23 protein-coding genes are annotated in these 23410 nt (G+C 71.4%); 15 read left to right on the plus strand and 8 right to left on the minus strand.

The annotated features are described in order from the left end of the window. The first annotated feature begins 8 nt into the window (after positions 1-8). The 7 genes from ABZZ74_RS27855 (at position 9) to ABZZ74_RS27885 (ending at position 8689) form a co-directional block, all read left to right on the plus strand. Entirely contained in the window at positions 9-347 is a 339-nt protein-coding gene (locus ABZZ74_RS27855; RefSeq protein WP_244374598.1) for a DUF742 domain-containing protein, read from the plus strand. Continuing rightward, a complete protein-coding gene (locus tag ABZZ74_RS27860; RefSeq protein WP_356769414.1) occupies positions 331-927 on the plus strand; it encodes an ATP/GTP-binding protein in 597 nt (198 codons plus the stop codon). The genes ABZZ74_RS27855 and ABZZ74_RS27860 overlap by 17 nt, the downstream gene beginning before the upstream one ends. A 369-nt stretch (positions 928-1296) precedes the next feature. Continuing rightward, complete coding sequence (locus ABZZ74_RS27865; protein WP_356769416.1) at positions 1297-3090, plus strand: FAD/NAD(P)-binding protein; 1794 nt, start codon at positions 1297-1299, stop codon at positions 3088-3090. Between the two features lie 891 nt (positions 3091-3981). Further along, positions 3982-5061 carry an LLM class flavin-dependent oxidoreductase gene (locus ABZZ74_RS27870; RefSeq protein ID WP_356769418.1) on the plus strand — a complete coding sequence of 360 codons (1080 nt, stop codon included), beginning with the start codon at positions 3982-3984 and terminating at the stop codon, positions 5059-5061. After that, the gene (locus ABZZ74_RS27875) at positions 5058-6398 is read left to right on the plus strand and encodes an NtaA/DmoA family FMN-dependent monooxygenase (RefSeq protein ID WP_356769420.1); all 1341 of its coding nucleotides are present in this window, start codon (positions 5058-5060) and stop codon (positions 6396-6398) included. The genes ABZZ74_RS27870 and ABZZ74_RS27875 overlap by 4 nt, the downstream gene beginning before the upstream one ends. 427 nt (positions 6399-6825) lie before the next feature. Then, a complete protein-coding gene (locus ABZZ74_RS27880; RefSeq protein WP_356769422.1) occupies positions 6826-7725 on the plus strand; it encodes a S1 family peptidase in 900 nt (299 codons plus the stop codon). Between the two features lie 112 nt (positions 7726-7837). Beyond that, positions 7838-8689 carry a slipin family protein gene (locus ABZZ74_RS27885; protein ID WP_356769424.1) on the plus strand — a complete coding sequence of 284 codons (852 nt, stop codon included), beginning with the start codon at positions 7838-7840 and terminating at the stop codon, positions 8687-8689. A 202-nt stretch (positions 8690-8891) separates the two neighbouring features. Here ABZZ74_RS27885 and ABZZ74_RS27890 read toward each other — a convergent pair whose 3' ends face one another. Further along, positions 8892-9482, minus strand: coding sequence for a TetR/AcrR family transcriptional regulator (locus tag ABZZ74_RS27890; RefSeq protein ID WP_356769426.1), 591 nt, complete (start codon positions 9480-9482; stop codon positions 8892-8894). Positions 9483-9683: 201 nt separating this feature from the next. On the opposite strand from ABZZ74_RS27890, the gene ABZZ74_RS27895 reads away from it, so the two are divergent. The 3 genes from ABZZ74_RS27895 to ABZZ74_RS27905 all read left to right on the plus strand — a co-directional run bounded on the left by ABZZ74_RS27895 (position 9684) and on the right by ABZZ74_RS27905 (position 15120). Then, complete coding sequence (locus tag ABZZ74_RS27895; RefSeq protein WP_356769428.1) at positions 9684-10601, plus strand: alpha/beta fold hydrolase; 918 nt, start codon at positions 9684-9686, stop codon at positions 10599-10601. 125 nt (positions 10602-10726) lie between these two features. Next, entirely contained in the window at positions 10727-14149 is a 3423-nt protein-coding gene (locus ABZZ74_RS27900; RefSeq protein WP_356769430.1) for a DNA polymerase III subunit alpha, read from the plus strand. Further along, a complete protein-coding gene (locus ABZZ74_RS27905; protein ID WP_356769432.1) occupies positions 14146-15120 on the plus strand; it encodes a hypothetical protein in 975 nt (324 codons plus the stop codon). The genes ABZZ74_RS27900 and ABZZ74_RS27905 overlap by 4 nt, the downstream gene beginning before the upstream one ends. A 3-nt stretch (positions 15121-15123) precedes the next feature. Here the strand turns inward: ABZZ74_RS27905 and ABZZ74_RS27910 are convergent, their stop codons facing one another. Further along, complete coding sequence (locus ABZZ74_RS27910) at positions 15124-15498, minus strand: cupin domain-containing protein (RefSeq protein ID WP_208785432.1); 375 nt, start codon at positions 15496-15498, stop codon at positions 15124-15126. A 109-nt stretch (positions 15499-15607) separates the two neighbouring features. Between ABZZ74_RS27910 and ABZZ74_RS27915 the strand changes: the two genes are divergently transcribed. After that, positions 15608-16054: a MarR family winged helix-turn-helix transcriptional regulator gene (locus tag ABZZ74_RS27915; RefSeq protein WP_356769435.1), complete on the plus strand. Its 447-nt coding sequence runs from the start codon at positions 15608-15610 to the stop codon at positions 16052-16054. A gap of 172 nt (positions 16055-16226) precedes the next feature. Beyond that, positions 16227-17087 carry an alpha/beta fold hydrolase gene (locus tag ABZZ74_RS27920; RefSeq protein WP_356769437.1) on the plus strand — a complete coding sequence of 287 codons (861 nt, stop codon included), beginning with the start codon at positions 16227-16229 and terminating at the stop codon, positions 17085-17087. A gap of 58 nt (positions 17088-17145) precedes the next feature. On the opposite strand, the gene ABZZ74_RS27925 is transcribed toward ABZZ74_RS27920, so the two are convergent. After that, on the minus strand, positions 17146-18093 hold the full coding sequence (locus ABZZ74_RS27925; protein WP_356769439.1) for a lytic polysaccharide monooxygenase: 948 nt from the start codon (positions 18091-18093) through the stop codon (positions 17146-17148). A 161-nt stretch (positions 18094-18254) separates the two neighbouring features. Here ABZZ74_RS27925 and ABZZ74_RS27930 point away from each other — a divergent pair, with 161 nt between their 5' ends. Next, entirely contained in the window at positions 18255-18704 is a 450-nt protein-coding gene (locus tag ABZZ74_RS27930; RefSeq protein WP_356769441.1) for a GNAT family N-acetyltransferase, read from the plus strand. A gap of 6 nt (positions 18705-18710) precedes the next feature. On the opposite strand, the gene ABZZ74_RS27935 is transcribed toward ABZZ74_RS27930, so the two are convergent. Beyond that, positions 18711-18845: a hypothetical protein gene (locus ABZZ74_RS27935; RefSeq protein WP_280117550.1), complete on the minus strand. Its 135-nt coding sequence runs from the start codon at positions 18843-18845 to the stop codon at positions 18711-18713. Between the two features lie 138 nt (positions 18846-18983). Between ABZZ74_RS27935 and ABZZ74_RS27940 the strand changes: the two genes are divergently transcribed. Further along, complete coding sequence (locus ABZZ74_RS27940; protein WP_356769443.1) at positions 18984-19610, plus strand: class I SAM-dependent methyltransferase; 627 nt, start codon at positions 18984-18986, stop codon at positions 19608-19610. Between the two features lie 12 nt (positions 19611-19622). Here the strand turns inward: ABZZ74_RS27940 and ABZZ74_RS27945 are convergent, their stop codons facing one another. Further along, positions 19623-20123 carry a DUF402 domain-containing protein gene (locus ABZZ74_RS27945; RefSeq protein WP_356769445.1) on the minus strand — a complete coding sequence of 167 codons (501 nt, stop codon included), beginning with the start codon at positions 20121-20123 and terminating at the stop codon, positions 19623-19625. Next, on the minus strand, positions 20104-21030 hold the full coding sequence (locus ABZZ74_RS27950; protein ID WP_356769447.1) for a GNAT family N-acetyltransferase: 927 nt from the start codon (positions 21028-21030) through the stop codon (positions 20104-20106). Before ABZZ74_RS27950 ends, ABZZ74_RS27945 begins: the two co-directional genes overlap by 20 nt. A 71-nt stretch (positions 21031-21101) precedes the next feature. Here ABZZ74_RS27950 and ABZZ74_RS27955 point away from each other — a divergent pair, with 71 nt between their 5' ends. Then, positions 21102-21473: a GntR family transcriptional regulator gene (locus ABZZ74_RS27955; protein ID WP_356769449.1), complete on the plus strand. Its 372-nt coding sequence runs from the start codon at positions 21102-21104 to the stop codon at positions 21471-21473. A 25-nt stretch (positions 21474-21498) separates the two neighbouring features. On the opposite strand, the gene ABZZ74_RS27960 is transcribed toward ABZZ74_RS27955, so the two are convergent. Then, entirely contained in the window at positions 21499-22266 is a 768-nt protein-coding gene (locus tag ABZZ74_RS27960) for a DUF72 domain-containing protein (RefSeq protein ID WP_356769451.1), read from the minus strand. A 16-nt stretch (positions 22267-22282) separates the two neighbouring features. Next, the gene (locus ABZZ74_RS27965; RefSeq protein ID WP_356769453.1) at positions 22283-23377 is read right to left on the minus strand and encodes a DUF5925 domain-containing protein; all 1095 of its coding nucleotides are present in this window, start codon (positions 23375-23377) and stop codon (positions 22283-22285) included. Positions 23378-23410 lie beyond the last annotated feature (33 nt).

A 23410-nucleotide genomic window follows, 5' to 3' on the forward strand; every position in this document is an offset into this window, starting at 1 on the left:
AACTCCCCATGGACGTAGAACCGGTTGAGGACGCGACGTTCGTCCGGCCGTTCATCATCACCGGCGGCCGGGCCGAGCCGCTCCGGGCGGACCTCCGGCTGGAGACGCTGGTCGTGGCCGTCGGTGTGCCCGACGAGACGCTGACCTTCGAACGGCGGCACATCGTCGCCGTGTGCGAGCAGCCGACCACGGTCGCGGAGGTGGCGTCGCGGGTGGGTGTGCCGCTCGGTGTCGCCAAGGTGCTCGTGTCCGACCTCGTCGTCGCGGGTCAGCTGACCTGCCGGCAACCCGCGGAGCTGCCGCTCCAGACGCTCGAAAGGATCAGGGACCATGTCCGGGCGCTCTGACAGGACCGTGCCGCTCGCCGTGAAGATCGTGGTGAGCGGGGGACTCGGGGTCGGGAAGACCACGTTCATCGGGTCGATCTCGGAGATCGAGCCGCTGGACACGGAGGCCGCGATCACCCAGGTCTCGGTGGGCGTCGACTCGCTGGACGGGGTCGAGTCGAAGACGACGACCACGGTGGCCCTGGACTTCGGGCGGATCACCCTGGACCCGACGATCGCCCTGTACCTGTTCGGGACGCCCGGGCAGGACCGCTTCTCCTTCCTCTGGGACGACCTGGTGGAGGGTGCCCTCGGGACGGTCGTCCTCGCGGACACCCGGCGCATCGAGGAGTGTTTCCCGGCCGTGGACTACTTCGAGTCGCAGGGGGCGCCGTTCGTGCTGGCCGTGAACCGCTTCGACGGGGCGGAGCGGTTCGAACTGGAGGAAGTGCGCGAGGCACTGGGCCTGGGGGGTGACGTGCCGGTGCTGGAGTGCGACGCACGGGAGCGGTCTTCCGTGCGTGATGTGCTGGGCGCTCTGATGGATCGGGTGATCGGGGTTCGGGCTGCGCCCAGGAGGCGGGCCGCGATGGTGCGTTAGCGGCCGACCGCGAAAAGCACGAGGGGAGGGGTGTGCATGTGAAGGCGAGAGCAAGGAGATGAGCGGCGCCGGGCAGGGCGCGGGCAGAGCGGTCGGCTCAACAGGAAGAGGACCACACGCGACCGAAGTCGATGTGGGAGCGCTTGACCAGCCACTGCTGTGGATGCATGGATTAAGTGGAACAGGCATCCGGTTCTGCGTCAACTGATATGAGACGTGCGGCTCATATGCTGGACGGCCTTGACAGTGACGGGAAACGGCCCCGTACAGTCGACGGACGGTCCTGCTGAGGGGCTCGGCCGTACAGCGCCCTGCTGCGCATCCGTGTGAAGGCACCACCGTGTTCCACCTACGTCGCGGAGCCTTCGCATGTCCTCCGACACCCTTGTCGCATTCCCCGCCGAGTCCGCGCGGCACTCCCTGGTGATCGTGGGGGCCGGGCCGCGGGGGACCGGTCTGATCGAGCGGATCGCCGCCAACGCCTCCGAGCTGTACGGCGGTTCGGGTCTCGACATCCATCTCGTCGACCCGCATCCGCCGGGCGCCGGACGGATATGGCGGGCCGCGCAGTCGCCGCTGCTGTGGATGAACTCGCACGCCGAGGACGTCACCATGTTCACCGACGAGACGGTGGCCATGGAGGGCCCGGTGCGCGAGGGTCCCACGCTGCACGAGTGGGCCGGCATCGACGGCGGCGTCTTCGCGGACCGGCAGCTGCAGGGCTCCTATCTGCGCTGGGTGCACGAACAGGCCGTCGCCGCGCTGCCCCCGGAGGTCACCGTCCACCACCATCCGCGGCGAGCCCTGCGGATCGACGGTCCGCGCGAGGGGCGTCAGCAGGTGTGGCTGGAGGGCCGCTCCAGACCCCTCCCGGCCGATCTGGTGGTGCTGGCCATCGGCCATCTCGACGCGGAACTCGACGAGCAGCAGCGCGAGTTGGCCGACTACGCCCGTGAACACGGGCTGGTGCACCTGCCGCCCGACTTCACCGCCGACAGCGATCTGTCCCCGCTCCGGGCTGGTCAACCGGTCCTGGTCCGCGGGTTCGGGCTGGCCTTCGTCGACCTGATGGTGCTGCTCACCGAGGGGCGGGGCGGGCGGTACGAGGGCGACACCTATGTGCCGTCCGGGCGGGAGCCGGTGCTGTACGTCGGGTCGCGGCGCGGGGTGCCGTACCACTCCAAGATCGGCTACGACTGGAGTGGTGAGCGGCCGCCGCTGCCGCGGTTCTTCGGGCCCCGCGAGGTCGGCGAACTGCTCGCCAAGCCGGGCGGGTTCGACTTCCGGCGGGACGTGTGGCCGCTGGTGGAGAAGGAGTTGGGGTTCGCCCACTACCACCGGCTGTTCACCGTGCACCCGGAGCGGACCGCGATGTCCTGGGCCGACTTCGAGGAGAAGTACGCGGCGGGGAGCGGGGCGGAGATCCAGGCGCTGGTCGCGTCCGCCGTGCCCGATCCCGTGGACCGGTTGGACCTCGCCGCGCTCGACCGGCCCCTGGACGGGGTGCGGTACGGGTCGCTGGACGAGTTCCAGGAGGGGCTGCGCGGATATGTCGAGCGGGATCTGAGCAGACGGCACGATCCGCGGTACGACCCCGACCTGGCGGTCTTCCTGGCGCTGTTGTCCGTCTACGGGCAGCTGATCCGGCTCGGTGACATCGGGCCCTGGTGGCACGGGTTCTTCAGCTATCTGGCCTCCGGTCCGCCCGGGCCCCGGCTGCGGCAGATGCTGGCACTCTCCCGGGCCGGGGTGCTGAAGTTCCTGGGCGCCGACATGACCGTCACCGCGGAGGACGGGGTGTTCCGGGCGGCCAGTGCCACCGTGCCGGGCGCCGTCGTCGAGGCGCGCGCGCTGGTCGAGGCGCGGCTGCCGGAGCCCACCGTCGGGCGGGCGCGGGACCCGTTGTTGCGCGAGCTGCAGGCCGACGGGGCCGCCGAGACGGCGGACGGGCTGCTCCGGGTCGATCCCGGCGACGGACGGATCCTCGACCGGGCCGGGCGACCGCACCCCCGCCGCTTCGCGCTCGGCCCCTACACCGACGGCCGCACCCCGGGCGCCTTCACCCGGCCGCGCACGGGCGGCCCCGCGTTCCGCCAGAACGACGCGACGGCACGGGCGGCACTGCGCTTCCTGACGGAACTGGCCTCCCGGGCAGCGGCGTGACGGCCGGAGCGGGCGTGGTGGCCGGGGCTCGCGTGACGGCCGGAGCGGGCGTGGCCGCTGGAGCGGGCGTGGCGGCTGGAAGCGCGGCGGGTTCGGGGTGGTGTGAAGCGGGGGTGGTCCGTGGTGGTGGGGCGCGGGTCGTGGGCGGTGGTGGAGCGCGGGTGGGCCGTGGTGGTGAGGCCCGGGGCGTGGGCGGTGGTGTGGCGCGGGTTGTTGGCCGTGGTGGTGAGGCCCGGGGCGTGGGCGGTGGTGTGGCGCGGGTTGTTGGCGGTGGTGGTGGAGCTCGGGTCGTGGGCGGTGGTGGAGCGCGGGTGGGCCGTGGTGGTGAGGCCCGGGGCGTGGGCGGTGGTGTGGCGCGGGTCGTCGGCGGTGGTGAGGCTCAGGTCCTCGGCGATGGTGGAGCGCGGGTGGGCCGCAGTGGTGAAGCCTGGGTCATCGGCGGTGAAGCTTGGGTTGTCCGCAGTGGCATGAAGCCCGGATCCTCCGGGTGGTGTGGGCCGGGTGCTCGGCGGTGGTGCGAAGCCGGATCCCTCGCGGTGATTGCGACCCGGGTTGTCCTTGGCGGTGATCACAGCCCGGGGTGTCCGGGCGGTGCGTAGCCCGTGTCGTCCGTGGCGGTGTGCAGTCCGTGTCGTCCGTGGCGGTGTGCGGTCCGGGTCGTACGGCGGTGTGCGGTCCGGGTTGTCCGCGCAGGCGTGCGTTGCGGGTCGGCCGTGGCGGTGTGCGGTCCGGGTCGTTCGTGGCGTGGGCCGGCCGGGTTGTCCCGGTGGTGTGCGGGTCGCGGTGTGGGCGGTCCGGGGCGTTCGCGGAAGCGTGGGGCGTCGTCGTGTGGGGGTCGTACCGAGCGTGCGCGGGTTCTTCCATCCAAGGCTCTTCGAAAGGTTCCTCTACATGACCTCATCGCACGGCCGGGGGCTGTTGCACCTGTCCGCCGCTCTCGATCAGCCGACGGTGTTCGACGCCGGCCCGTACGTCGAGCTGGCGCGGCTCGCCGAGCGGGGCGGGCTGGACTTCGTGACGCTCGGCGACACCTTCGCCCGGCCCGGGCCCGACGCGCTCGCCGTCCTGTCCCGGGTCGCGCCCGCCACCAGCCGCGTCGGCCTGGTCCCCACCGTCACCACCACGCACACCGAGCCCTTCCACGTCCAGGCCGCCGTCGCCACCCTCGACTGGGTCAGCCGGGGCCGGGCCGGCTGGCGGATCGACGTATCGACCACCGAGGGCGAGGCCCGTCTCTTCGGCCGCCGGCACGCCGCTCCCGCCGAGGGGTTGTGGCGCGAGGCCGGCGAAGTGGCCGACGTGGCCGCCAGGTTGTGGGACAGCTGGGAGGACGACGCCGAGATACGGGACGTGAGCACCGGCCGCTTCATCGACCGCGACAAGCTGCACCACGTCGACTTCGAGGGCGCGGGCTTCTCCGTGAAGGGCCCCTCGATCGTGCCGCGTCCCCCGCAGGGCCACCCCGTCCGGGTGGTCGACGCGACCGAAGGGCAGGCCCGGCGCACCGCGGCCCGGTACGCCGACGTGGTCCTCGTGCGCGCCGCCAGCGCCGCTCAGGCCGCCGCCGTACGGGATCAACTGCGTGCCTCGGCCGCCGAGTTCGGGCGGGATCCCGACACCCTGCGCGTTCTCGCGAGCCTGCTCGTCGATCTCGGTGACGGGGAGCACGCGGCCGAGCCGGGGCATGGCGGCGGCGGGCCCCGGCAGACCGCGCAGGGCCCGCTGTACCGGGGCGGCCCGGTGGACCTCGCCGAGCTGATCACCGCCTGGTACACCGACGGTGTCGTGGACGGCTTCCACCTCACACCCGCCGAGCCGCGCCGTGACCTGGAGCGGCTCGTCAACGGCACGGTGGCGCTGCTGCAGCACCGCGGGCTGTTCCGCACCTTCTATCCGGGCAGCACGCTCCGGGAGCACCTGGGCCTGGCCAGGCCCGCCAACCGGTACGCCGTGGCAGGGGGAACGTCATGACCGTGCGGCCTCGAAAAGAGATCCACCTGGCGGCCCACTTCCCCGGCGTCAACAACACCACCGTGTGGGCGGATCCACGGTCGCGGTCGCAGATCGACTTCTCGTCCTTCGAGCACCTCGCCCGCACCGCCGAACGCGGCCTGTTCGACTTCTTCTTCCTCGCCGAGGGACTGAGACTGCGCGAGCACAAGGGCCGCATCCACGACCTGGACGTGGTGGGACGCCCCGAGTCGCTCACCGTGCTGGGCGCCCTCGCGGGGGTGACCGAGCATCTCGGGCTCGCCGCCACCGTCAACGCCACCTTCAACGAGCCCTACGAACTCGCCCGCAGATTCGCCACGTTGGACCACCTCAGCGGCGGCCGGGCCGCCTGGAGCGTGGTGACCTCCTCCGACGCCTTCACCGGCGAGAACTTCCGCCGCGGCGGCTTCCTCGACCGCGCCGACCGGTACACGCGAGCCGCCGAGTTCGTCGAGGTGGCGCGGAAGTTGTGGGACTCCTGGACGCCGGACGGCGTCAGCCGGCCGTTCGCCCACCGCGGGCGGCACTTCGACATCGCGGGTGAGTTCACCGTGCCGCGCTCACCGCAGGGTCATCCGGTGGTCATCCAGGCGGGGGACTCGGGAGAAGGGCGGGAGTTCGCCGCCTCCACCGCCGACGTGATCTTTTCCGGCTGGGGGTCCGGGGGTTGCCCCCCGGGATGGCACAGGCCGCGGCAGGGCTCGCTGGAGGCGGGGCGCGCCTTCTACGCCGATGTGAAGCGCCGCCTCGCCAAGTACGGCCGGGAACCGGAGGACTTGAAGATCATGCCCGGCGTCACCGTCGTCCTCGGCGACACCGCCGCCGAGGCACAGGAGAGGGCCACCGAGATCCGGCGGCAGCAGGTCTCCCCGCAGAACGCGATCCTCGCCCTGGAGCAGATCTGGGGCGTCGACCTGTCGGCGTACGACCCCGACGGGCCGCTCCCCGAGATCGACCCGGTGGCTGACTCGGCGATCACCCAGGGGCGGACTCGGCGCGGCGACACCGTCGTGATCGCCGAGAAGTGGCGTGCCCTGTCCAAGGAGAAGGGACTGTCCATCCGGGAGACCGTGATCGAGGCGGGCGCCCGGCAGTCCTTCATCGGGACCCCGGACGCCGTCGCCGCCGAGCTGGAGGAGTTCGTGCGGCGGGACGCCGCCGACGGTTTCATCCTCGTACCGCATCTCACCCCGGGCGGACTGGACGAGTTCGTGGACCGGGTGGTGCCGCTGCTCCAGGAACGCGGGGTGTTCCGCACGGAGTACCGGGGCTCGACCCTCCGCTCCCATCTCGGCCTGGACCACCCCGGCGCCTGAGTGGTGCGGGGGAGCCCGCAGGACCGACGACGATCCGGACGGTCGACTTCCGGACATCCGCCGGATGCGGACGGCAGACGTCGACGTGGCGCTCGGTGCGGAGAGCGGTGGGTGGTTGTGTTGGTGCGCGAAGAGGCGTGAGAAGTACGGGACTTCGACCCCGATGCCGCAACGCGCCGGGACCCGGGGCAGCGAGGCCGGCGGTCCGCGCCGAACCAGGGCGTGCCTGGCCAAAACGCATGGTTCGTTCACAGGCTGACGGCCGAAAGGCGCCCTTGCGGCTAGCGGTCGTTCGGCCGAATACTCCCCGACAAGCGCTTGTCAGGGGCACGGCTTGTCCGGAACCCGGACGATCATGCCCCGGGCTGCGCCTCACGGGGCCCCGACCCCACGCGGGCCCCCCGACTTCCCCTTGGGAGGAACGAACGTGAGGATCAAGCGCACCACCCCTCGCAGCGGCATTTCGAGACGGACCCGGCTGATCGCCGTCACCACCGGTCTCGTGGCCGCCGCCGCGATCGCGGTCCCCAGCGCGAACGCGTCCGAGTCCCCCACCTTCAGCGCGAGCGCGCTCAAGAGTGCGGACGCCTCGGTGCTCAAGGCCGATGTCCCCGGCACCGCCTGGGCCGTCGACAGCAAGACCAACCGTGTCCTGGTCACCGTCGACAGCACGGTCTCCAAGGCCGAGATCGCCAAGATCAAGCGCGAGGCCGGCGCCAACGCCGGGGCCCTCACCATCAAGCGCTCGGCCGGGCAGTTCAAGCCGCTGATCTCCGGCGGCGACGCCATCTACGGCGGACAGTACCGCTGCTCCCTGGGCTTCAACGTGCACAGCGGGAGCACCTACTACTTCCTGACCGCCGGCCACTGCGGTGAGGTCGCCTCCACCTGGTACTCCAACTCCGGCCACTCCACGGTGCTCGGCACCAACGTGGGCTACAGCTTCCCGGGCAACGACTTCGCGCTGGTGCGCTACACCAACTCCTCCATCTCGCACCCGAGCACGGTCGGCAGCCAGACCATCACCAGCGCGGCCACGCCGAGCGTGGGCACGACCGTGTACCGCCGTGGATCGACCACCGGTACGCACAGCGGGCGGGTCACCGCGCTGAACGCCACCGTCAACTACGGCAGCGGTGACGTCGTCTACGGTCTGATCCAGACCACGGTGTGCGCCGAGGGCGGCGACAGCGGTGGTCCGCTGTACGGCGGCAGTGTGGCGTACGGGCTGACCTCCGGTGGCAGCGGCAACTGCAGCTCCGGCGGTACGACCTTCTTCCAGCCGGTGACCGAGGCGCTGAGCTACTACGGCGTGAGCATCGGCTGACGTCCGGTTGTGAGTGGCCCCCGTACGCAACCGGTGTGCGGGGGCTCCCTCTTGTTCGGGTGGCGGAGTTACCTTCGGAGTACAGGTAGCGCTCAGTCCCCTGGGGGCCGACATGGTCGAGGCGCTGGTGGCGGCGGGAGTGACCCTCGCGTCAGCCGGGGCGGTGTACGTGATGGCGGCGGCGCGGGTCGTCAAGCAGTACGAACGCGGGGTGGTGTTCCGGCTGGGCAGACTGCGCGACGAGGTGCGCGGGCCGGGGTTCACGATGATCGTGCCGTTCGTGGACCGGCTGCAGAAGGTCAACATGCAGGTCGTGACGATGCCGGTGCCCGCGCAGGAGGGGATCACCCGGGACAACGTCACCGTGCGGGTGGACGCCGTCGTGTACTTCAAGGTGACCGGGCCCGCGGAGGCCGTGGTGCGGGTCGAGGACTATCGGTTCGCTGTGGCGCAGATGGCTCAGACCTCGTTGCGGAGCATCATCGGCAAGAGCGAGCTGGATGATCTGCTGTCCAATCGGGAGAAGCTCAATCAGGGACTGGAGTTGATGATCGACAGTCCGGCGGTCGAGTGGGGGGTGACGATCGACCGGGTCGAGATCAAGGACGTCTCGTTGCCCGAGACCATGAAGCGGTCGATGGCTCGGCAGGCCGAGGCGGACCGTGAGCGGCGGGCCCGGGTCATCAACGCGGACGCGGAGTTGCAGGCGTCGAAGAAGCTGGCCGAGGCGGCGCAGCAGATGGCGGACACGCCGGCCGCCTTGCAGTTGCGGCTGCTGCAGACGGTGACCGCGGTGGCGGCCGAGAAGAACTCGACGCTGGTGCTGCCGTTCCCGGTGGAGCTGCTGCGGTTCCTGGAGAAGGCGCAGCAGGGGGTGCCGCCGGTGCCGCCGCAAGTTCCGGCGCGGCCGGTGCAGGAGCAGCTGCCGGCGGCCGGGGCAGGGGAGACCGAGGCGGGGGAGTAGCCGCGGGATGCCTGCGGCGCCTGTGCGGCTTCGGTGGGGGCGTGCGTAGTGCCTACGGTTTGGTTGGGGGTCGGGGCCGGGGCGGGGGGTGTCCGTCCTCGGTCGGGCGGTGCTTTGGGTTATGCGGTGCTGTTTCTTGACGCCCGACACTGCGGGCGGACACCCCCCGCCCCGGCCCCTTCCCGCCGTGGGCGGGTCGGCTTCACGGCACCGTGCGTAGGCCGGCGATGAGGAGCGTGACCATTCGGCGGGCGTCGTAGCGGGGGTCGCTTTCGGCGCCGACGCAGAGGTTTCCGATGGCGCGCATGAGGTGGTAGGCGTCGATGCCCGGGCGGATCTCGCCGGAGGCGTCGGCGGCTTCGACGAGTTGGGCGCACACCGGCAGGAGCCGTTCGAGGAAAAGGGCGTGGAGCGTCTCGAAGCCGGCGCTGTCGCCCTGCATCGCGGCTGCGAGGCCGTGTTTGGTGACGAGGAAGTCGACGAAGAGGTCGACCCACTTCCCCAGGGCGGCATAGGGGGTGGGGCCGGCCGCCAGCAGGGTGGGGCCGGCTTCGGCGCAGGCGTCGATCTGGTGGCGGTAGACGGCGACGACGAGGTCCGCCCGGGTGGGGAAGTGGCGGTAGATGGTGGCCACCCCGACGCCGGCCTTGGCCGCGATGTCGCGCACCGGCGCATCCACGCCCGAGGCCACGAAGACCGCGGCGGCCGCGTCCAGCAGGGCCTGCTGGTTGCGCCGGGCGTCCTTGCGATTCGACCTGGCTGAGCTTCCCGGGCTCCGGCCCTCGTCGTTCACCGCGGCTCTCCTTCGACGGCCGATCTTGCGAAACGGATCGGCGTTCCGTATCTTAGGTGGAACAAGGTTCCGTTTCCTTCATGATGGCAGAGCGGCAGGCCTACGGCCAACCGTTGCCCTCAGCACGCCCGTGCCCGCGGCGACCGCCGCTCGCCGGGTGTCCACCGAACCAAAGTCGCGCACGTACCGAAAGGCACCCTCATGTTTGAATCCAAGACCGCGCCCGCCACAGTGGTGTCCGCGCGGCCGGTCGTTCTGTCCGCCCCGGGCCGCGGTGAGGACCTCCAGGTCCGCGTGTCCGCCCCCGCCACCGGCGGCGATCTGCCCGTCATCGTCTTCTCGCACGGCTTCGGCTGGTCCATGGACGGTTACCTCCCGTTGGCGGACTACTGGGCCGCGCAGGGCTTCGTGGTCGTCCAGCCCACCCACCTCGACTCCAGGACGCTCGGTCTGCCCCCCGAGGACCCCCGTACGCCGCGGATCTGGCGCATCCGCATCGAGGACCTCACGCGCGTGCTGGACGGACTCGATGTCCTCGAAGCCGCCGTGCCGGGCCTCGCCGGGCGCCTCGACCGGGACCGCATCGCCGTGGCCGGCCACTCCTGGGGGGCCCAGACGGCGAGCGCGCTGCTGGGTGCGCGCGTCCTCGGCCCCGACGGCAAGCCCGGCCAGGACATGTCCGACCCCCGGGTGAAGGCGGGTGTGCTGCTCGCGCTGACCGGCCTGGGCGACACCCTGACCCCCTTCGCCGCCGAGCACTTCCCCTTCATGAAGCCGTCCTTCGACACCATGACCACTCCGGCCCTGATCGTCGCCGGGGACAATGACCAGTCCGCGCTCTCCACGCGCGGACCGGACTGGTTCACCGACCCGTACACCTACAGCCCGGGCGACAAGAGCCTGCTCACGCTGTTCGGGGGCGAGCACTCGCTCGGCGGCATCTGCGGGTACACGGTCGTCGAGACGACGGATGAGAATCCCGCGCGCGTCGCCCTGATCCAGCAGCTCAGCTCGGCCTACCTGCGCAGCGCCCTTCACCCCGGGGACACCGGCTGGAAGGCGGCGGCCACCGCGCTGGCGGAGGACCCCGAAGCGCTGGGCACGCTGCAGAGCAAGTGACGCCCCGGCCGCCGGTGTTTTCCCAGGTGAAGGGGGCCCGAACGGTTATCGCACAAGCGTTCTGGTTTTGGTCTATGGTGGAGGTGGGACGGTCGGGAACTGATGTTCGATAACGGGAGGTGCGGGTGCCGGGCTTCACTCATCTGCACACCGCCTCCGGGTTCTCCCTGCGGTACGGCGCTTCGCACCCGGAGCGGCTGGCCGAGCGCGCCTCCGAGCGGGGGATGGACGCCCTGGCTCTCACCGATCGCGACACCCTCGCCGGTGCTGTCCGGTTCGCCAAGGCCTGTGCGGGGGCGGGGGTGCGGCCACTGTTCGGAGTGGAGCTGGCGGTGGGGGGCTCGGAGCCGGAGTCCGTGGGGGGAGGGCGGCGCCGTAACCCTGTGCGCGGTGGTTCCTTTGTCGATGAGTCGATGCCTCGGGTCGTCTATCTGGCGCGTGCGGGAGCTCGTGGCTGGGCGGATCTGTGCCGGCTGGTCACGGCGGCGCACGCGGGGGCGGGGCAGCCCCTGCTGGCCTGGGCGGACAATCACGCCGACGGCGTGACCGTCCTGCTCGGTCCCGCCTCCGACGTCGGGCGGGCCCTTGCCGCCGGGCGGCCGGATCGTGCGGCCCGGCTGCTCGGGCCCTGGCGGGAGGTCTACGGGGACGCCCTGCGCCTCGAGGTCGTCTGGCACGGGCGTGAGGGCACCGGGGCCGGGTCGCTGCGGCTGGCCGCCCGCACCCTGGGCTTCGCCGCCGAGCAGGGGGTCCGGCCGGTGCTCGGCAACGCCGTCCGTTATGCCGACCGTGGGCTCGGGCCGGTCGCCGACGTCCTGGACGCGGCTCGGCGGCTCGTCCCGATCGACCCCAGGAAGGAGCTGGACTCAGGGGAGGCCTGGCTCAAGGGCGCGGATGAGATGTTCCACGGGGCGGAGCGGATCGTCGAAGCGGCGGGGTACCGGCGGGAGACCGCCCACCGGCTGCTGGAGCAGACGCAGTCCGTGGCCGCCGAGTGCCTGGTCGATCCCGAGGACGACCTGGGCATGGGGACGGTCCACTTCCCCGAGGCACACCTCGTCGGCGCGGGACGCCGTACCGCTCAGCGGGCGCTGGCCTCCCGGGCGGCGGCGGGCATGGTGCTGCACGGTTACACGGACCGGCGTGACTACTGGGAGCGGATGCACCATGAGCTGGACATCATCGGTCATCACGGTTTCGCCTCCTATTTCCTGACGGTCGCTCAAGTCGTCGACGACGTGAGGGAGATGGGGGTTCGTGTAGCCGCTCGTGGGTCCGGTGCCGGGTCGTTGGTGAACCATCTGCTGGGTATCGCCAACGCCGATCCGATCGAGCACGGGCTGCTGATGGAGCGCTTCCTGTCCAAGGAGCGGGTCGTGCTGCCCGACATCGACATCGATGTGGAGTCCGCGCGCCGGCTGGAGGTCTACCGGACGATCATCGGCCGGTTCGGCGAGGAGCGGGTCGCCACGGTCGCGATGCCGGAGACCTATCGGGTGCGGCACGCGATCCGGGACGTGGGCGCCGCCCTGTCCATGGACCCGGACGAGATCGACCGGATCGCCAAGTCCTTCCCGCACATCCGGGCGCGCGACGCCCGGGCGGCGCTGGAGGAACTGCCCGAGCTCAAGGCGCTGGCGGGGGAGAAGGAGAAGTACGGGCGGCTCTGGGAGCTGGTCGAGGCTCTTGACGCCCTTCCGCGCGGGGTGGCCATGCATCCGTGCGGGGTGCTGCTGTCGGACGCGTCCCTGCTGAGCCGTACGCCGGTCATGCCCACCAGCGGCGAAGGATTTCCCATGTCACAGTTCGACAAGGACGACGTGGAGGATCTCGGGCTGCTCAAGCTGGACGTGCTGGGCGTGCGGATGCAGTCGGCCATGGCGCACGCGGTCGCCGAGGTGGAGCGGGCGACGGGGGAGCGGATCGACCTGGACGGGTTGGCGGGAGGTGACCCGGCCACGTACCGGCTCATCCGGTCCGCCGAGACGCTGGGGTGCTTCCAGATCGAGTCGCCGGGGCAGCGGGATCTGGTGGGGCGGCTGCAGCCGAGTACTTTTCACGATCTGGTGGTGGACATCTCGCTGTTCAGGCCCGGGCCCGTCGCCGCCGACATGGTGCGGCCGTTCATCGAGGCCCGGCACGGACGGGCGCCCGTCCGGTATCCGCATCCGGATCTGGAGGAACCGCTGCAGGGCACCTACGGGGTGGTCGTCTTTCACGAGCAGATCATCGACATCGTCGCGATCATGGCCGGCTGCGGACGCGGGGAGGCGGACCGGGTGCGGCGCGGGCTGTCCGACCCGGAGTCGCAGGGGCGGATCAAGGTGTGGTTCGCCCAGCACGCGGCGGCCAACGGATATGACGGAGAAACGATTCGGCGGACCTGGGAGATCATCGAGGCCTTCGGGTCGTACGGGTTCTGCAAGGCGCATGCGGTGGCCTTCGCCGTACCGACGTACCAGTCGGCCTGGCTGAAGGCCCATCATCCGGCCGCCTTCTACGCGGGGCTGCTCACGCATGATCCCGGGATGTACCCGAAGCGGTTGCTGCTGGCGGACGCGCGGCGACGGGGGGTGCCGGTGCTGCCGTTGGACGTGAACAAGTCGGCGGTCGCACATCGGATCGAACTGGTGTCTGAATCTGATGGGGTGTGGGGACTGCGGCTGGCGCTCTGCGATGTGTACGGGATCAGTGAGGCCGAGGCCGCGCGGATCGAGGAAGGGCAGCCCTACGACTCGCTGCTGGACTTCTGGGAGCGGGCGCGGCCCAGCCGGCCGCTCGCGGGACGGCTCGCCCAGGTCGGGGCCTTGGACGCGTTCGGCGCCAACCGGCGTGATCTACAGCTGCACTTGACCGAGCTGCAGCGCGGGGCGCGGGGCGCGGGCGGCGGTCAACTGCCCTTGGCCGGCGGGCGGAAGACCGCGCCGGCGGGGCTGCCGGATCTGTCGGAGGCCGAGAAGCTCAGCGCCGAGCTGGGCGTGCTGTCCATGGATGCCTCGCGCAACCTGATGGACGATCACCGGGTCTTCCTGGACGAGCTGGGCGTGGTGTCGGCGCGGCGGCTGCGGGAGGCGCGGCACGGGGAGACCGTGCTGGTCGCGGGGGCCAAGGCGGCGACCCAGACACCGCCGATCCGGTCCGGCAAGCGGGTCATCTTCTCCACGCTGGACGACGGGACGGGCCTGGTCGATCTCGCCTTCTTCGACGACTCCCACGACGCGTGCGCCCACACCGTCTTCCACTCCTGGCTGCTGCTGGTGCGCGGGGTCGTGCAGCGGCGTGGGCCGCGCAGTCTGAGCGTGGTGGGTTCCGCCGCCTGGAACCTCGCCGAACTGGTCGAACTGCGCGCCGAGGGCGGGCTGGACGAGGTGGCGAAGCGGCTGGCGGAGCCGGTGGTGGAAGGGACGGGCGGCGATCCGGCGCGGGGCCGGCGCATCCAGCTGCCCACCGGATACGAACTCAACCCGTGGGCCGATCTGCGCCCGGCGGGTCAGGAGCCTTCGCAGGTACGGAAGTTGTGGCACCAGAGTCCGGGGAGTGCGGGATGACCATCGTGTGCGTACGTTTCCAGCTGCCGCCTCAGGCCGAGACGGCCCTGCCCGGGCTGCTCGGGCTGCTGGAGGAGTTCACCCCGGTCGTGGAGGCGCTGCCGCCGGATGCGGCGCTGGCCGATCTGCGGGGCGCCGAGCGGTACTTCGGGCGTGGGGCGGTCGAACTGGCGTCGGTGATCCGGGTGCGCGCCCTCGCGCTGTACGGGGTCGACTGTGTGATCGGCGCCGGGCCGGGGCCGATGCTGGCCCGGGTGGCGCTGGGGGCCGCCCGGCCCGGGGTGACCTGCGAGGTTCCCGGTGATCCGGAGGGCATCGCGGAGTTCCTCGCGGACCTGCCGGTGGGCGCGCTTCCCGGCGTGGGGACGGCGACCGCCCGCACCCTGTCCGAGTACGGCCTCGACACCCTGGGGCGGGTCGCCGCCGCGCCGCTGTCCACGCTCCAGCGGCTGGTCGGCGCGAGGACGGGCCGAGAACTGCACGAGAAGGCGAACGGCGTCGACCGCGGCCGGGTCGTCCCGAACGGCGTCTCGCGCTCCCTCGCCACCGAACGTCCCTTCGATCGCGACGAGTTGGACCCGGACCGGCACCGCCGCGCCCTTCTGTCGGCTGCCGAGGAACTGGGCGCCCGCCTCCGCGCCCTGGAGAAGGTCTGCCGCACCCTCACCCTCACGGTCCGCTACGCCGACCGCTCCTCGACGACCCGTACCCGCACCCTGAAGGAACCCACCGCGCACTCCGCCGCCCTGACCAGGACGGCGTACGGCATGTACGAGGCCCTCGGCCTGCAACGCGCCCGGGTCCGCGCCCTCGTTCTGCGCGCCGAGTCCCTCACCCCCGCCGACCAGGCCTCCTACCAGCTCACCTTCGACCCGGTCGACGAGAAGGTCCGCCGCGTCGAGCAGACCGCGGACCGGATCAGGGCGAAGTTCGGCCCGGGGGCGGTGGTCCCGGGGGTGCTGGTGGCGTGAGCGTCAGTTCGCCCACGGCGGGGTGAGCCGGGTGCCGTCGGCCAGTTCCGCCTCCAGGCCGATGGACGTGGTGACCCAGGAGATGGCTGTCTGATCGGTCGGGTTCTCGACGCCCAGGGTCGCGCCGGGGTTGACGATGACGGTGTCGCCCGCGGTGACGCGGTCGGTGCGGCCGTCGAGGGTGATCAGGAGTTCGCCGACGAGGAGATGGAAGATCTCCTCGCGGGTGACGGTGTGGACGGGGGCCTTGGTGCCCGGCGGGATCTCGCCGCGCCAGGCGCAGAGCTCCTTGCTTCCGGTGAGGGGGGTGGCGTACGAGACGAAGCGGGCGCCGTGGATCTCATGGGTGACGGCTTCGGATGTGCGGATGACGGGCATGGGTGCCTCTCCGGTCGGGTGCCGATCAAGTGGTCAAGCTCCTTGACTATTTGCTCACCTCCATGGTCAAGCTGCTTGACCATCTCGTCAAGGGTGTTTCAATGCCTGCGTGCAGAACTCCGAGGCCATGGCCCTGTCCGCAACCCTGCTCGCCGTCGCCGGTGAGCTGACGCGGCGCATCAACGAGGGCGTCGTCGCCCGGGGCTTCGAAGGGGTCAGGCCCGCTCACGGGTTCGCCTTCGCTCGGCTCGCCCCGGACGGCGCGACGGCGACCGAGCTCGCCGCCCATCTCGGGGTGACGAAACAGGCCGCCAGTCAGCTCGTCGACGAGATCGTGCGCAAGGGGTTCGCCGAGCGGCGGCCGCACCCCGGGGACGCCCGGGCGCGGCTGGTCGTGCTGACCGAGCGGGGGTGGGCGTGCACCCGGGCCGCGGAGGAGGCGGCCGCCGAGGTGGTGCGGGGGTGGGCGGGTGTACTCGGGGAGAGTGAAGTGCGGGTGTTGTGGGAGCAGTTGTGGCGGATCGCACCCTATGGTCCTGTCAGGCCCGCCTGGTGACGGTTCCTCAGCCGCTACTGCCGAGTCAGTTACCACTGGAAGTTTTTACTGACGCGTAACTTCACACTTGCACTACTCGCTCGTAACTTGACGAGTGAACAGCATCCTTCGTGATCCGGATCACAGGGCGTAAGGCCATCGCAACTCCCTTGAGCCGCAAGGAGATCACACGATGCTGCCCTGGAACCGAGTGCTCAGACCCCTGGCCGCGGTGCTGCTGACCGCCGCGGTCGCCCTCGTCCCCGCCACCGCCGCCCATGCCTCCACGGCCCCGAGCAGCGGTTGGAACGACTACTCCTGCAAGCCCTCCGCCTCCCACCCCCGCCCCGTCGTCCTGGTGCACGGAACCCTCGGCAACTCGGTCGACAACTGGCTGGGCCTCGCCCCCTACCTGGAAAGCCGCGGCTACTGCGTCTTCTCCCTCGACTACGGCCAGCTCTCCGGCGTCCCCGTCTTCTACGGCCTCGGCCCCATCGACAAGTCGGCCGAGCAGCTCTCCGCCTTCGTCGACAAGGTGCTCGCCGCCACCGGAGCCGCCAAGGCCGACATCGTCGGCCACTCGCAGGGCGGCATGATGCCCCGCTACTACCTGAGGTTCCTCGGCGGAGCCGCCAAGGTGAACGCCCTGGTAGGCATCGCACCCGACAACCACGGAACCGATCTGGACGGCCTCACCAACCTGTTGCCGTACTTCCCGGGAGCGTCCGACCTGCTGTCCTCGTCCGTTCCGGGCCTCGCCGACCAGATCGTCGGGTCCGCCTTCCTCACCAAGCTCAACGCCGGCGGCGACACCGTCCCCGGCGTCCACTACACCGTCATCGCCAGCAAGTACGACGAGGTCGTCACGCCGTACACGAGTCAGTTCCTGAGCGGTTCCGACGTGCACAACGTCCTCATCCAGAACCTGTGCTCGCTCGACCTCTCCGAGCATGTCCTGATGGGTCTCAGTGACCGGCTCGCCTTCCACGAGGTGGCCAACGCGCTCGACCCGGCGCACGCCACCACGACCACCTGCGCGTCGGTGCTGAGCTGACGCACGAACGGGGCCTGTCCGACCTGAGCCGCCGGACAGGCCCCGCCCCCCGTGGGGTCTACCGACGGCCTGAGGTCGTCGCACGCCGGCGGACCGAGGCGAACAGTGCCGCCGACCCCAGCGCGAGCGCCGCCGCACCGCCCATCGCGAGGTACGGGGTGCTGCCACCGCCTCCCGTCTCGGCGAGGTTCCCCACCGCACCGGCCGCCTTCGGCGTGTTGACGGCGGCCGGCTCGGCCGACGTGGCGGCGTTCTGGTCGCCGTGACCGTGGTGCTCGACCGTCGACTTGTCGGCACCGGCCGCGATCTGCCGGTCGGAGGGTGCGGAGGCGGTCGGAGCCGGTGTCGAGCCGGTGGCCGTGACGCCGCCACCGAAGGTGACGTCCGAGCAGGAGTAGAAGGCCTCCGGGCTGTCCGAGCGCTGCCAGATCGCATACAGCAGTTGCCGGCCCGAGCGCTGGGGGAGGGTGCCGGAGAACGTGTAGAAACCGTTCGCGGCGACCGGGTCGGTGGCCTTCGCCACCGGGGCGGACAACTCCAGGTCCTTCCAGGCCAGCGGCTTCGTCGGGTCGTAGCCCGGCTTGGTGACGTACACGGTGAACGTGCCCTTGTGCGGCGCGGTCACGCGGTACTTGAAGGTGTACGACCCGCCGCGCACGCCCGTCGCCGGCCAGTCCGCGCGGGGCAGGTCGAGGCCCTTGAACTCCTCGTTGCCCGCGCTGCACAGCTTGCCGTCCGGGATCAGCGCCTGGTGCCGGCCGTTCGCGTCGCCGATGCGGATGCCGTTCCAGTCGTAGAGCGCCTGGGTGCCGCCGACCGCGACCGCTGCCCTGCACGCGTCCGACTTGGGGCTCTCCGGGTTCTCCGCGTAGCACTGCGCGACCCGGCTGACCGGGTCGCCCATCGTCCCGTGCGCCGACGCCGGGGCGGCGGCGAGGGTGGTCAGGGCGAGCGGGGTCGCGCCGAGGGCGGCGATCGTGACGGCCTTGCGGAGGCGTGCGGGCATGCGGAATCTCCTCGGAACGGTGCTGGGCGAATCCCGTGGGGTGTGATCAGAAAACTAGCCCCGAGAAACCGTGAAATCGCCTGCTGGGGACGGGCGAGGGAGATCCTTATGCTCGCGTTAAGGGAGTGCTGAGACTGGGATCAGGTAGGGAGCGTGCCGGCATGGCAGACGACGGGATCCGGGCGGCCGGGGCCGCCGACGTGGCGGCCGTGAAGGCCGTGACCGACGCCGCGTACCACCCCTACATCGAACGGATCGGGGTGGTGCCGGTGCCCATGGAGGCGGACCACGCGGCGAACGTGGCCGCGGGGAAGGTGTTCGTGACGGGCGATCCCGTCATCGGGCTCGTCGTGCTGGAGGAACGCGACGACCATCTGTTCCTCGACAGCATCGCCGTCCACCCCGACGCACACGGCACGGGCGTGGGGCGACGGCTGCTGGGCTTCGTCGAGGCACGCGCGCGTGCGCTCGGTCTGCCCGAAGTCAGGCTCTACACCAACGCGATGATGTGGGAGAACCAGAAGATCTATCCGAAGTTCGGCTACGAGGTCGTGGAGCGGCGGGTGGACGGCCCCTACGACCGTGTCCACTACCGCAAGCGGCTCGACTGAGTACCCTCACCCGTCGGGCCACCACGTTCGTGCGATGTCCTTCCGCACCTCCGGGCGCCCGGCGGGACGCTCGTCGGCTTCCTCGTGGACCCTGCGCGAGTCCGACTTCTTCAGGGGCTTCTGCACAGTGGTCCGGCGCATGGCTGCCTCCTTCAGTGCCTACCGAGTTCCGTGTTCTCACGGAGGTAGACCCTTTTCGGGAGAGTGACTCATCGGTGCGGGTCTGTCAGTGGCGGCTGTCACGATTCGACTGTCAGTGGCGGGTGTCACTCTGGGGGCATGACGAACGACAGTGAAGCTCTGACCGGGGCGGACGCGGGTTCCGACATCGACTGGGACGCCGAGGCCGCCTCCTTCGACGACGAGCCGGACCACGGACTGCGCGATCCGGAGGTACGGCGGGCCTGGGCGGGCCGGCTGGGCGACTGGCTGCCGGGACGGTCCTCGGACGTCCTCGACCTCGGCTGCGGCACGGGCAGTCTGTCGCTCCTCGCGGCCGAACAGGGACACCGCGTCACGGGCGTGGACGCCTCGCCGGCCATGGTCGAGCGGGCGCGGGCCAAGCTGGCCGGGCGTGACGCGGTGTTCCTGGTCGGCGACGCGGCGGCACCGCCGGTGGGGGAGCAGCGCTTCGACGTCGTGCTCGTACGGCATGTGCTGTGGGCCCTGCCCGATCCCGGCCGCGCGCTGCGGCACTGGAGGGGGCTGCTGCGGCCGGGAGGGCGGCTCGTGCTGATCGAGGGCGTGTGGGGGACCGTCACGCCGGCCGGCATACCGGCCGGCACGCTCGCCGGGCTCGTCGAGCCGTTGGCCGAGGAGGTGCGGGTGGAGCCGCTGTCGCAGGACGCGGTGCTGTGGGGAAGGCCGGTCGAGGACGAGCGGTACGCGGTGGTGGCGCTGGTGTGAGGCGGCGGCGCCTCAGGCCAGCAGCGCGTCGAAGCCGCCCTCGCGGGCCAGCCGCTCCAGGGTGTCCAGGGCCGCGACCGCCGCTGCCGCCGCCTCCGGGTCCCGCTCCGCCAGTCCACTGGCCGCGAACTCGTCCTCGTCCAGACGGCGTACGTCCCTGCCGTCGGCCGAGCGCCACAGGTCCAGGTCGAGGTCCTCGACGATCAGTTCCGAGCCGAAGAGCACCGCGGGGCGGGTGACGTCGCAGTACCAGCCCTTCAGCCCGCCCTCGGCGTCACGGACCTCCTTCACCGCGTACCAGCGGTCCCGCCAGTAGTACTCGGTGAAGACGTCGCCCTTCTCGAAGCGCACGAACCCGAAGTCACGGACCCCCTCGCCCGCCCAGAGGGCGCGTACGGCGATCCGGTCGCCGTCGTCCTCGACGAGGTCGGCCTCGTAACCGATCTTCGTGCGGCCCGCTTTGACGAGGACGACGTTCAACCGCCGGACCGACTCAGCCGAGTTCGCGGACATAGCGCACCTCCGACGCGGAGATCTCGTACCCCAGCCACTTGTTGATCGCGAGCATCGGGCCGTTGCCGGCGTCGTTGCCCGTGTGGGCCTCGGTGAAGCCGGCGGCGCGGGCGCGGTGCAGGGAGTGGTTCTTGGCGAGCTTGGCCAGACCCCGGCCGCGGAAGGCGCGGGCGGTGCCGGTCATGGCGGTGAAGTAACGGGTGCCGTCCGTGTAGGCCACGGTGAAGGCGGCGGGGCGACCGTCGACGACCGCCACCGTGGTCAGGCCGAGGTCGAGGCACGGGTGCTTCCAGCTCTCCTCGATCCAGAGCTCGTAGTCCGTGAACTCGGCGTCCACGTCGCTCGGTTCGTCCGCCGTGGTCTCAGCGTCCAGCTCGAACAGCGGGCGCGGGTCGTCCGCGAAGTCGGCGGCGGTGCGCAGCTCGGTGCCGGGCGGGGGGTCCTGCAGGGGCGGCAGCGCGACCTTCGCCAGGTCCAGCCGGAGGAAGCCGGCCGAGCGGCTGGCGCGGTAGCCGTGGTGCTCGGCGAAGGCGCGGTTGGCCGGCTCGTCGAGGACCCACGCGAACAGCTTCGTCGCACCGTGCGCGATCAGGTGCTCCTCGGACGCCTGGACCAGCAGACGGCCGGCGCCGCGGTGGAACCGGTCCGGGTGCACGTAGATGTTGAGGAACCCCTGGCCCGGCTGCGGGCTGTCGTGGGCGAGGCCGATCTGGGCCGTGCCGATCATCTCGCCGTCCTCCTCCGCCACCAGCGCCCGGGCCTGCGCGTCCGGGTGGGTGTGCAGGAGGCGGTGACGGATGGCGTCGGCGGTCCACATGACGTAGGGAAGGCCGAGATGGCGGATGAGGGCGAAGTCCTCGAGGTCTTTCCGGTCGTCGGGGCGCAGGTCGCGCACGGTTACTGTCATGAAGGCGCACGCTACGGGGGAGTCGAGCCCGGGTGCCTCCCATTTTCGGGCGGGTACGGGACAATCGGGCCGTGACCTTGAAGATCCACATCGACGACAGTGCCGCGCCGTACGAGCAGGTGCGGGCGCAGATTTCCGAGCAGGCGCGGACGGGGGTGCTGCCGGTGGGGTACCGGCTGCCGACCGTGCGGGGGCTCGCCGAGTCGCTGGGGCTGGCGGCGAACACGGTGGCCAAGGCGTACCGGGCGCTGGAGAGCGACGGGGTGATCGAGACGCGGGGGCGGAACGGGACGTACGTGGCGGCGGCGGGCTCAGCGGCGGAACGGGAGCTCGCGGCGGCGGCCCAGGCGTACGTCGAGCGGGCGCGGCGGTTGGGGCTGGCGGAGGCCGATGCGCTGGCCGCGGTGCGGGACGCGTTGCGGGCCGGGTACGGCGCGGGCTGATCGGAGTTCGGACAGCGGCGGCACATCAAGCGGGCGACAGCGACGGGGTGCGGGTGACCGGGCAGCCCGCTGTTCGGGCCGCCTTCGCGAACGTCGTCGCGTCGTGTACCGCCGCCCCCGTCGGGTCGTTGTTGAAGTAGGCGTAGACGTCCTCGGTCGTCCCCCAGGTGCTCATGATCCGGGTCACCCATGTCTCCAGGGCCCGGCGGCCGTAGTGCGGCCACGGTTGGGCGCGGCCCTGGTGGAAGCGGACGTAGCCCCAGTCCGTGGTGCGCCACAGCGGGGTGACCGGACGGGAGAGGACGTCAGCCCAGCACAGGGCCGCGCCCCGGGTCTCAAGGACCTTGCGTACCTCCGGCGTCCACCAGGACTCGTGCCGCGGCTCGACCGCGACCCGGGTGCCCGGGGGGAAGCACCCGAGGCAGGTGTCCAGCAGGCCCGGGTCGACCTTCAGGGTGGGCGGGAGCTGGAGAAGGACCGGGCCCAGCCGGTCCCCGAGTCCCGCCGCGTGGGTCATCAGGCGGTCGACCGGCTCCTCGGGCTCCCGTAGCCGCTTGATGTGGGTGAGGTACCGGCTCGCCTTCACCGCGACCACGAAGTCAGCCGGCACCCGCTCCCGCCACGCCTCGAAGGTCTCCCGCGTCGGCAGACGGTAGAACGCGTTGTTGATCTCCACCGTCGCGAAGTGCGCCGTGTACTCCTCGAGCCACAGCCGCGTGGGGCACCCGGCGGGGTAGAGCACACCCCGCCAGTCCTTGTACTGCCACCCCGACGTCCCGACGAACAGGGTCATACCGTCCATGAAAGCACTACAGGTACAGCCCCGCGTCCGCCCCGTCCCGGGGATCCGGCACCGAGGTCGGTGAGGTGCCCCGGCGCAGCGCGTACAGCTCGGCCAGGGTCGCGCCCTCGCGGCCGACGCCCTCCTCGGTGCCCAGCCAGCCGACCGCCTCGCGGTGCGTCAGCCTGCCCACCTCGATGCGGGCCAGACAGCGGCCGGGGCGGACCACGGCCGGGTGCAGGCGCTCCAGGTCCTCGTTGGTCGTGACGCCCACCAGGACGTTACGGCCCTGCCCCAGCAGTCCGTCGGTGAGGTTCAGCAGCCGGGACAGCGCCTGGCCCGCCGTGTGCTTGGCCTCGCCGCGGATCAGTTCGTCGCAGTCCTCCAGCAGGAGCAGCCGCCAGCGGCCCTTGCCCGTCGAGTCGTCCTCGCCGATCGCGATGTCCATCAGATAGCCGACGTCGCTGAACAGGCGCTCGGGGTCCAGGACGCAGTCGACCTGGCACCAGTCCCGCCAGGAGCGGGCGAGGGTGCGCAGCGCCGAGGTCTTGCCCGTGCCCGGCGGGCCGTGGAGCAGCAGCAACCGGCCCGCGATGTCCTCCGGCGTCGTCTTCATCAGGCGGTCCATCGCCTCCGCCACCGGCGCCGTGTAGTTCTCCCGCACCTCGTCCCAGGTGCCCGCGGAGATCTGCCGGGTGGTGCGGTGCGGGCCGCGCCTCGGGGAGACGTACCAGAAGCCCATCGTCACGTTCTCCGGCTGGGGTTCGGGCTCGTCCGCCGCGCCGTCCGTGGCCTGGTCGAGGATCTTCTTCGCGAGTTCCGCGCTGGTCGCCGTGACCGTGACGTCCGCGCCCCGGTTCCAGCGGGAGATCAGCACCGTCCAGCCCTCGCCCTCGGCCAGGGTCGCGCTGCGGTCGTCGTCGCGGGCCACGCGCAGCACCCGCGCGGCGGGCGGCAGCAGAGTCGCCCCGGAGCGCACCCGGTCGATGTTCGCCGCGTGCGAGTACGGCTGCTCGCCCGTCGCGAAGCGGCCGAGGAACAGCGCGTCGACGACGTCGGACGGAGAGTCGCTGTCGTCGACGTTGAGCCGGATCGGCAACGCGTCGTGTGGGTTCGCAGACATGGCGTCCATGATCCGGCACCGGCGCACTCCGCG

Origin of the sequence: Streptomyces sp. NPDC006476 (genome assembly GCF_040612015.1) — a bacterium.
GTDB classification, from domain to species: Bacteria; Actinomycetota; Actinomycetes; order Streptomycetales; family Streptomycetaceae; genus Streptomyces; species Streptomyces griseorubiginosus_B.

Coding starts and splice junctions, on each gene's coding strand:
- ABZZ74_RS27910 (WP_208785432.1), bottom strand. CDS start 15,498: ATGCCCGTCATCCGCACATCCGAAGCCGTCACCCATGAGATCCACGGC.
- ABZZ74_RS27865 (WP_356769416.1), top strand. CDS start 1,297: ATGTCCTCCGACACCCTTGTCGCATTCCCCGCCGAGTCCGCGCGGCAC.
- ABZZ74_RS27940 (WP_356769443.1), top strand. CDS start 18,984: ATGACGAACGACAGTGAAGCTCTGACCGGGGCGGACGCGGGTTCCGAC.
- ABZZ74_RS27870 (WP_356769418.1), top strand. CDS start 3,982: ATGACCTCATCGCACGGCCGGGGGCTGTTGCACCTGTCCGCCGCTCTC.
- ABZZ74_RS27875 (WP_356769420.1), top strand. CDS start 5,058: ATGACCGTGCGGCCTCGAAAAGAGATCCACCTGGCGGCCCACTTCCCC.
- ABZZ74_RS27935 (WP_280117550.1), bottom strand. CDS start 18,845: ATGCGCCGGACCACTGTGCAGAAGCCCCTGAAGAAGTCGGACTCGCGC.
- ABZZ74_RS27920 (WP_356769437.1), top strand. CDS start 16,227: ATGCTGCCCTGGAACCGAGTGCTCAGACCCCTGGCCGCGGTGCTGCTG.
- ABZZ74_RS27965 (WP_356769453.1), bottom strand. CDS start 23,377: ATGTCTGCGAACCCACACGACGCGTTGCCGATCCGGCTCAACGTCGAC.
- ABZZ74_RS27950 (WP_356769447.1), bottom strand. CDS start 21,030: ATGACAGTAACCGTGCGCGACCTGCGCCCCGACGACCGGAAAGACCTC.
- ABZZ74_RS27885 (WP_356769424.1), top strand. CDS start 7,838: ATGGTCGAGGCGCTGGTGGCGGCGGGAGTGACCCTCGCGTCAGCCGGG.
- ABZZ74_RS27895 (WP_356769428.1), top strand. CDS start 9,684: ATGTTTGAATCCAAGACCGCGCCCGCCACAGTGGTGTCCGCGCGGCCG.
- ABZZ74_RS27925 (WP_356769439.1), bottom strand. CDS start 18,093: ATGCCCGCACGCCTCCGCAAGGCCGTCACGATCGCCGCCCTCGGCGCG.
- ABZZ74_RS27930 (WP_356769441.1), top strand. CDS start 18,255: ATGGCAGACGACGGGATCCGGGCGGCCGGGGCCGCCGACGTGGCGGCC.
- ABZZ74_RS27960 (WP_356769451.1), bottom strand. CDS start 22,266: ATGACCCTGTTCGTCGGGACGTCGGGGTGGCAGTACAAGGACTGGCGG.
- ABZZ74_RS27905 (WP_356769432.1), top strand. CDS start 14,146: ATGACCATCGTGTGCGTACGTTTCCAGCTGCCGCCTCAGGCCGAGACG.
- ABZZ74_RS27945 (WP_356769445.1), bottom strand. CDS start 20,123: ATGTCCGCGAACTCGGCTGAGTCGGTCCGGCGGTTGAACGTCGTCCTC.
- ABZZ74_RS27860 (WP_356769414.1), top strand. CDS start 331: ATGTCCGGGCGCTCTGACAGGACCGTGCCGCTCGCCGTGAAGATCGTG.
- ABZZ74_RS27855 (WP_244374598.1), top strand. CDS start 9: ATGGACGTAGAACCGGTTGAGGACGCGACGTTCGTCCGGCCGTTCATC.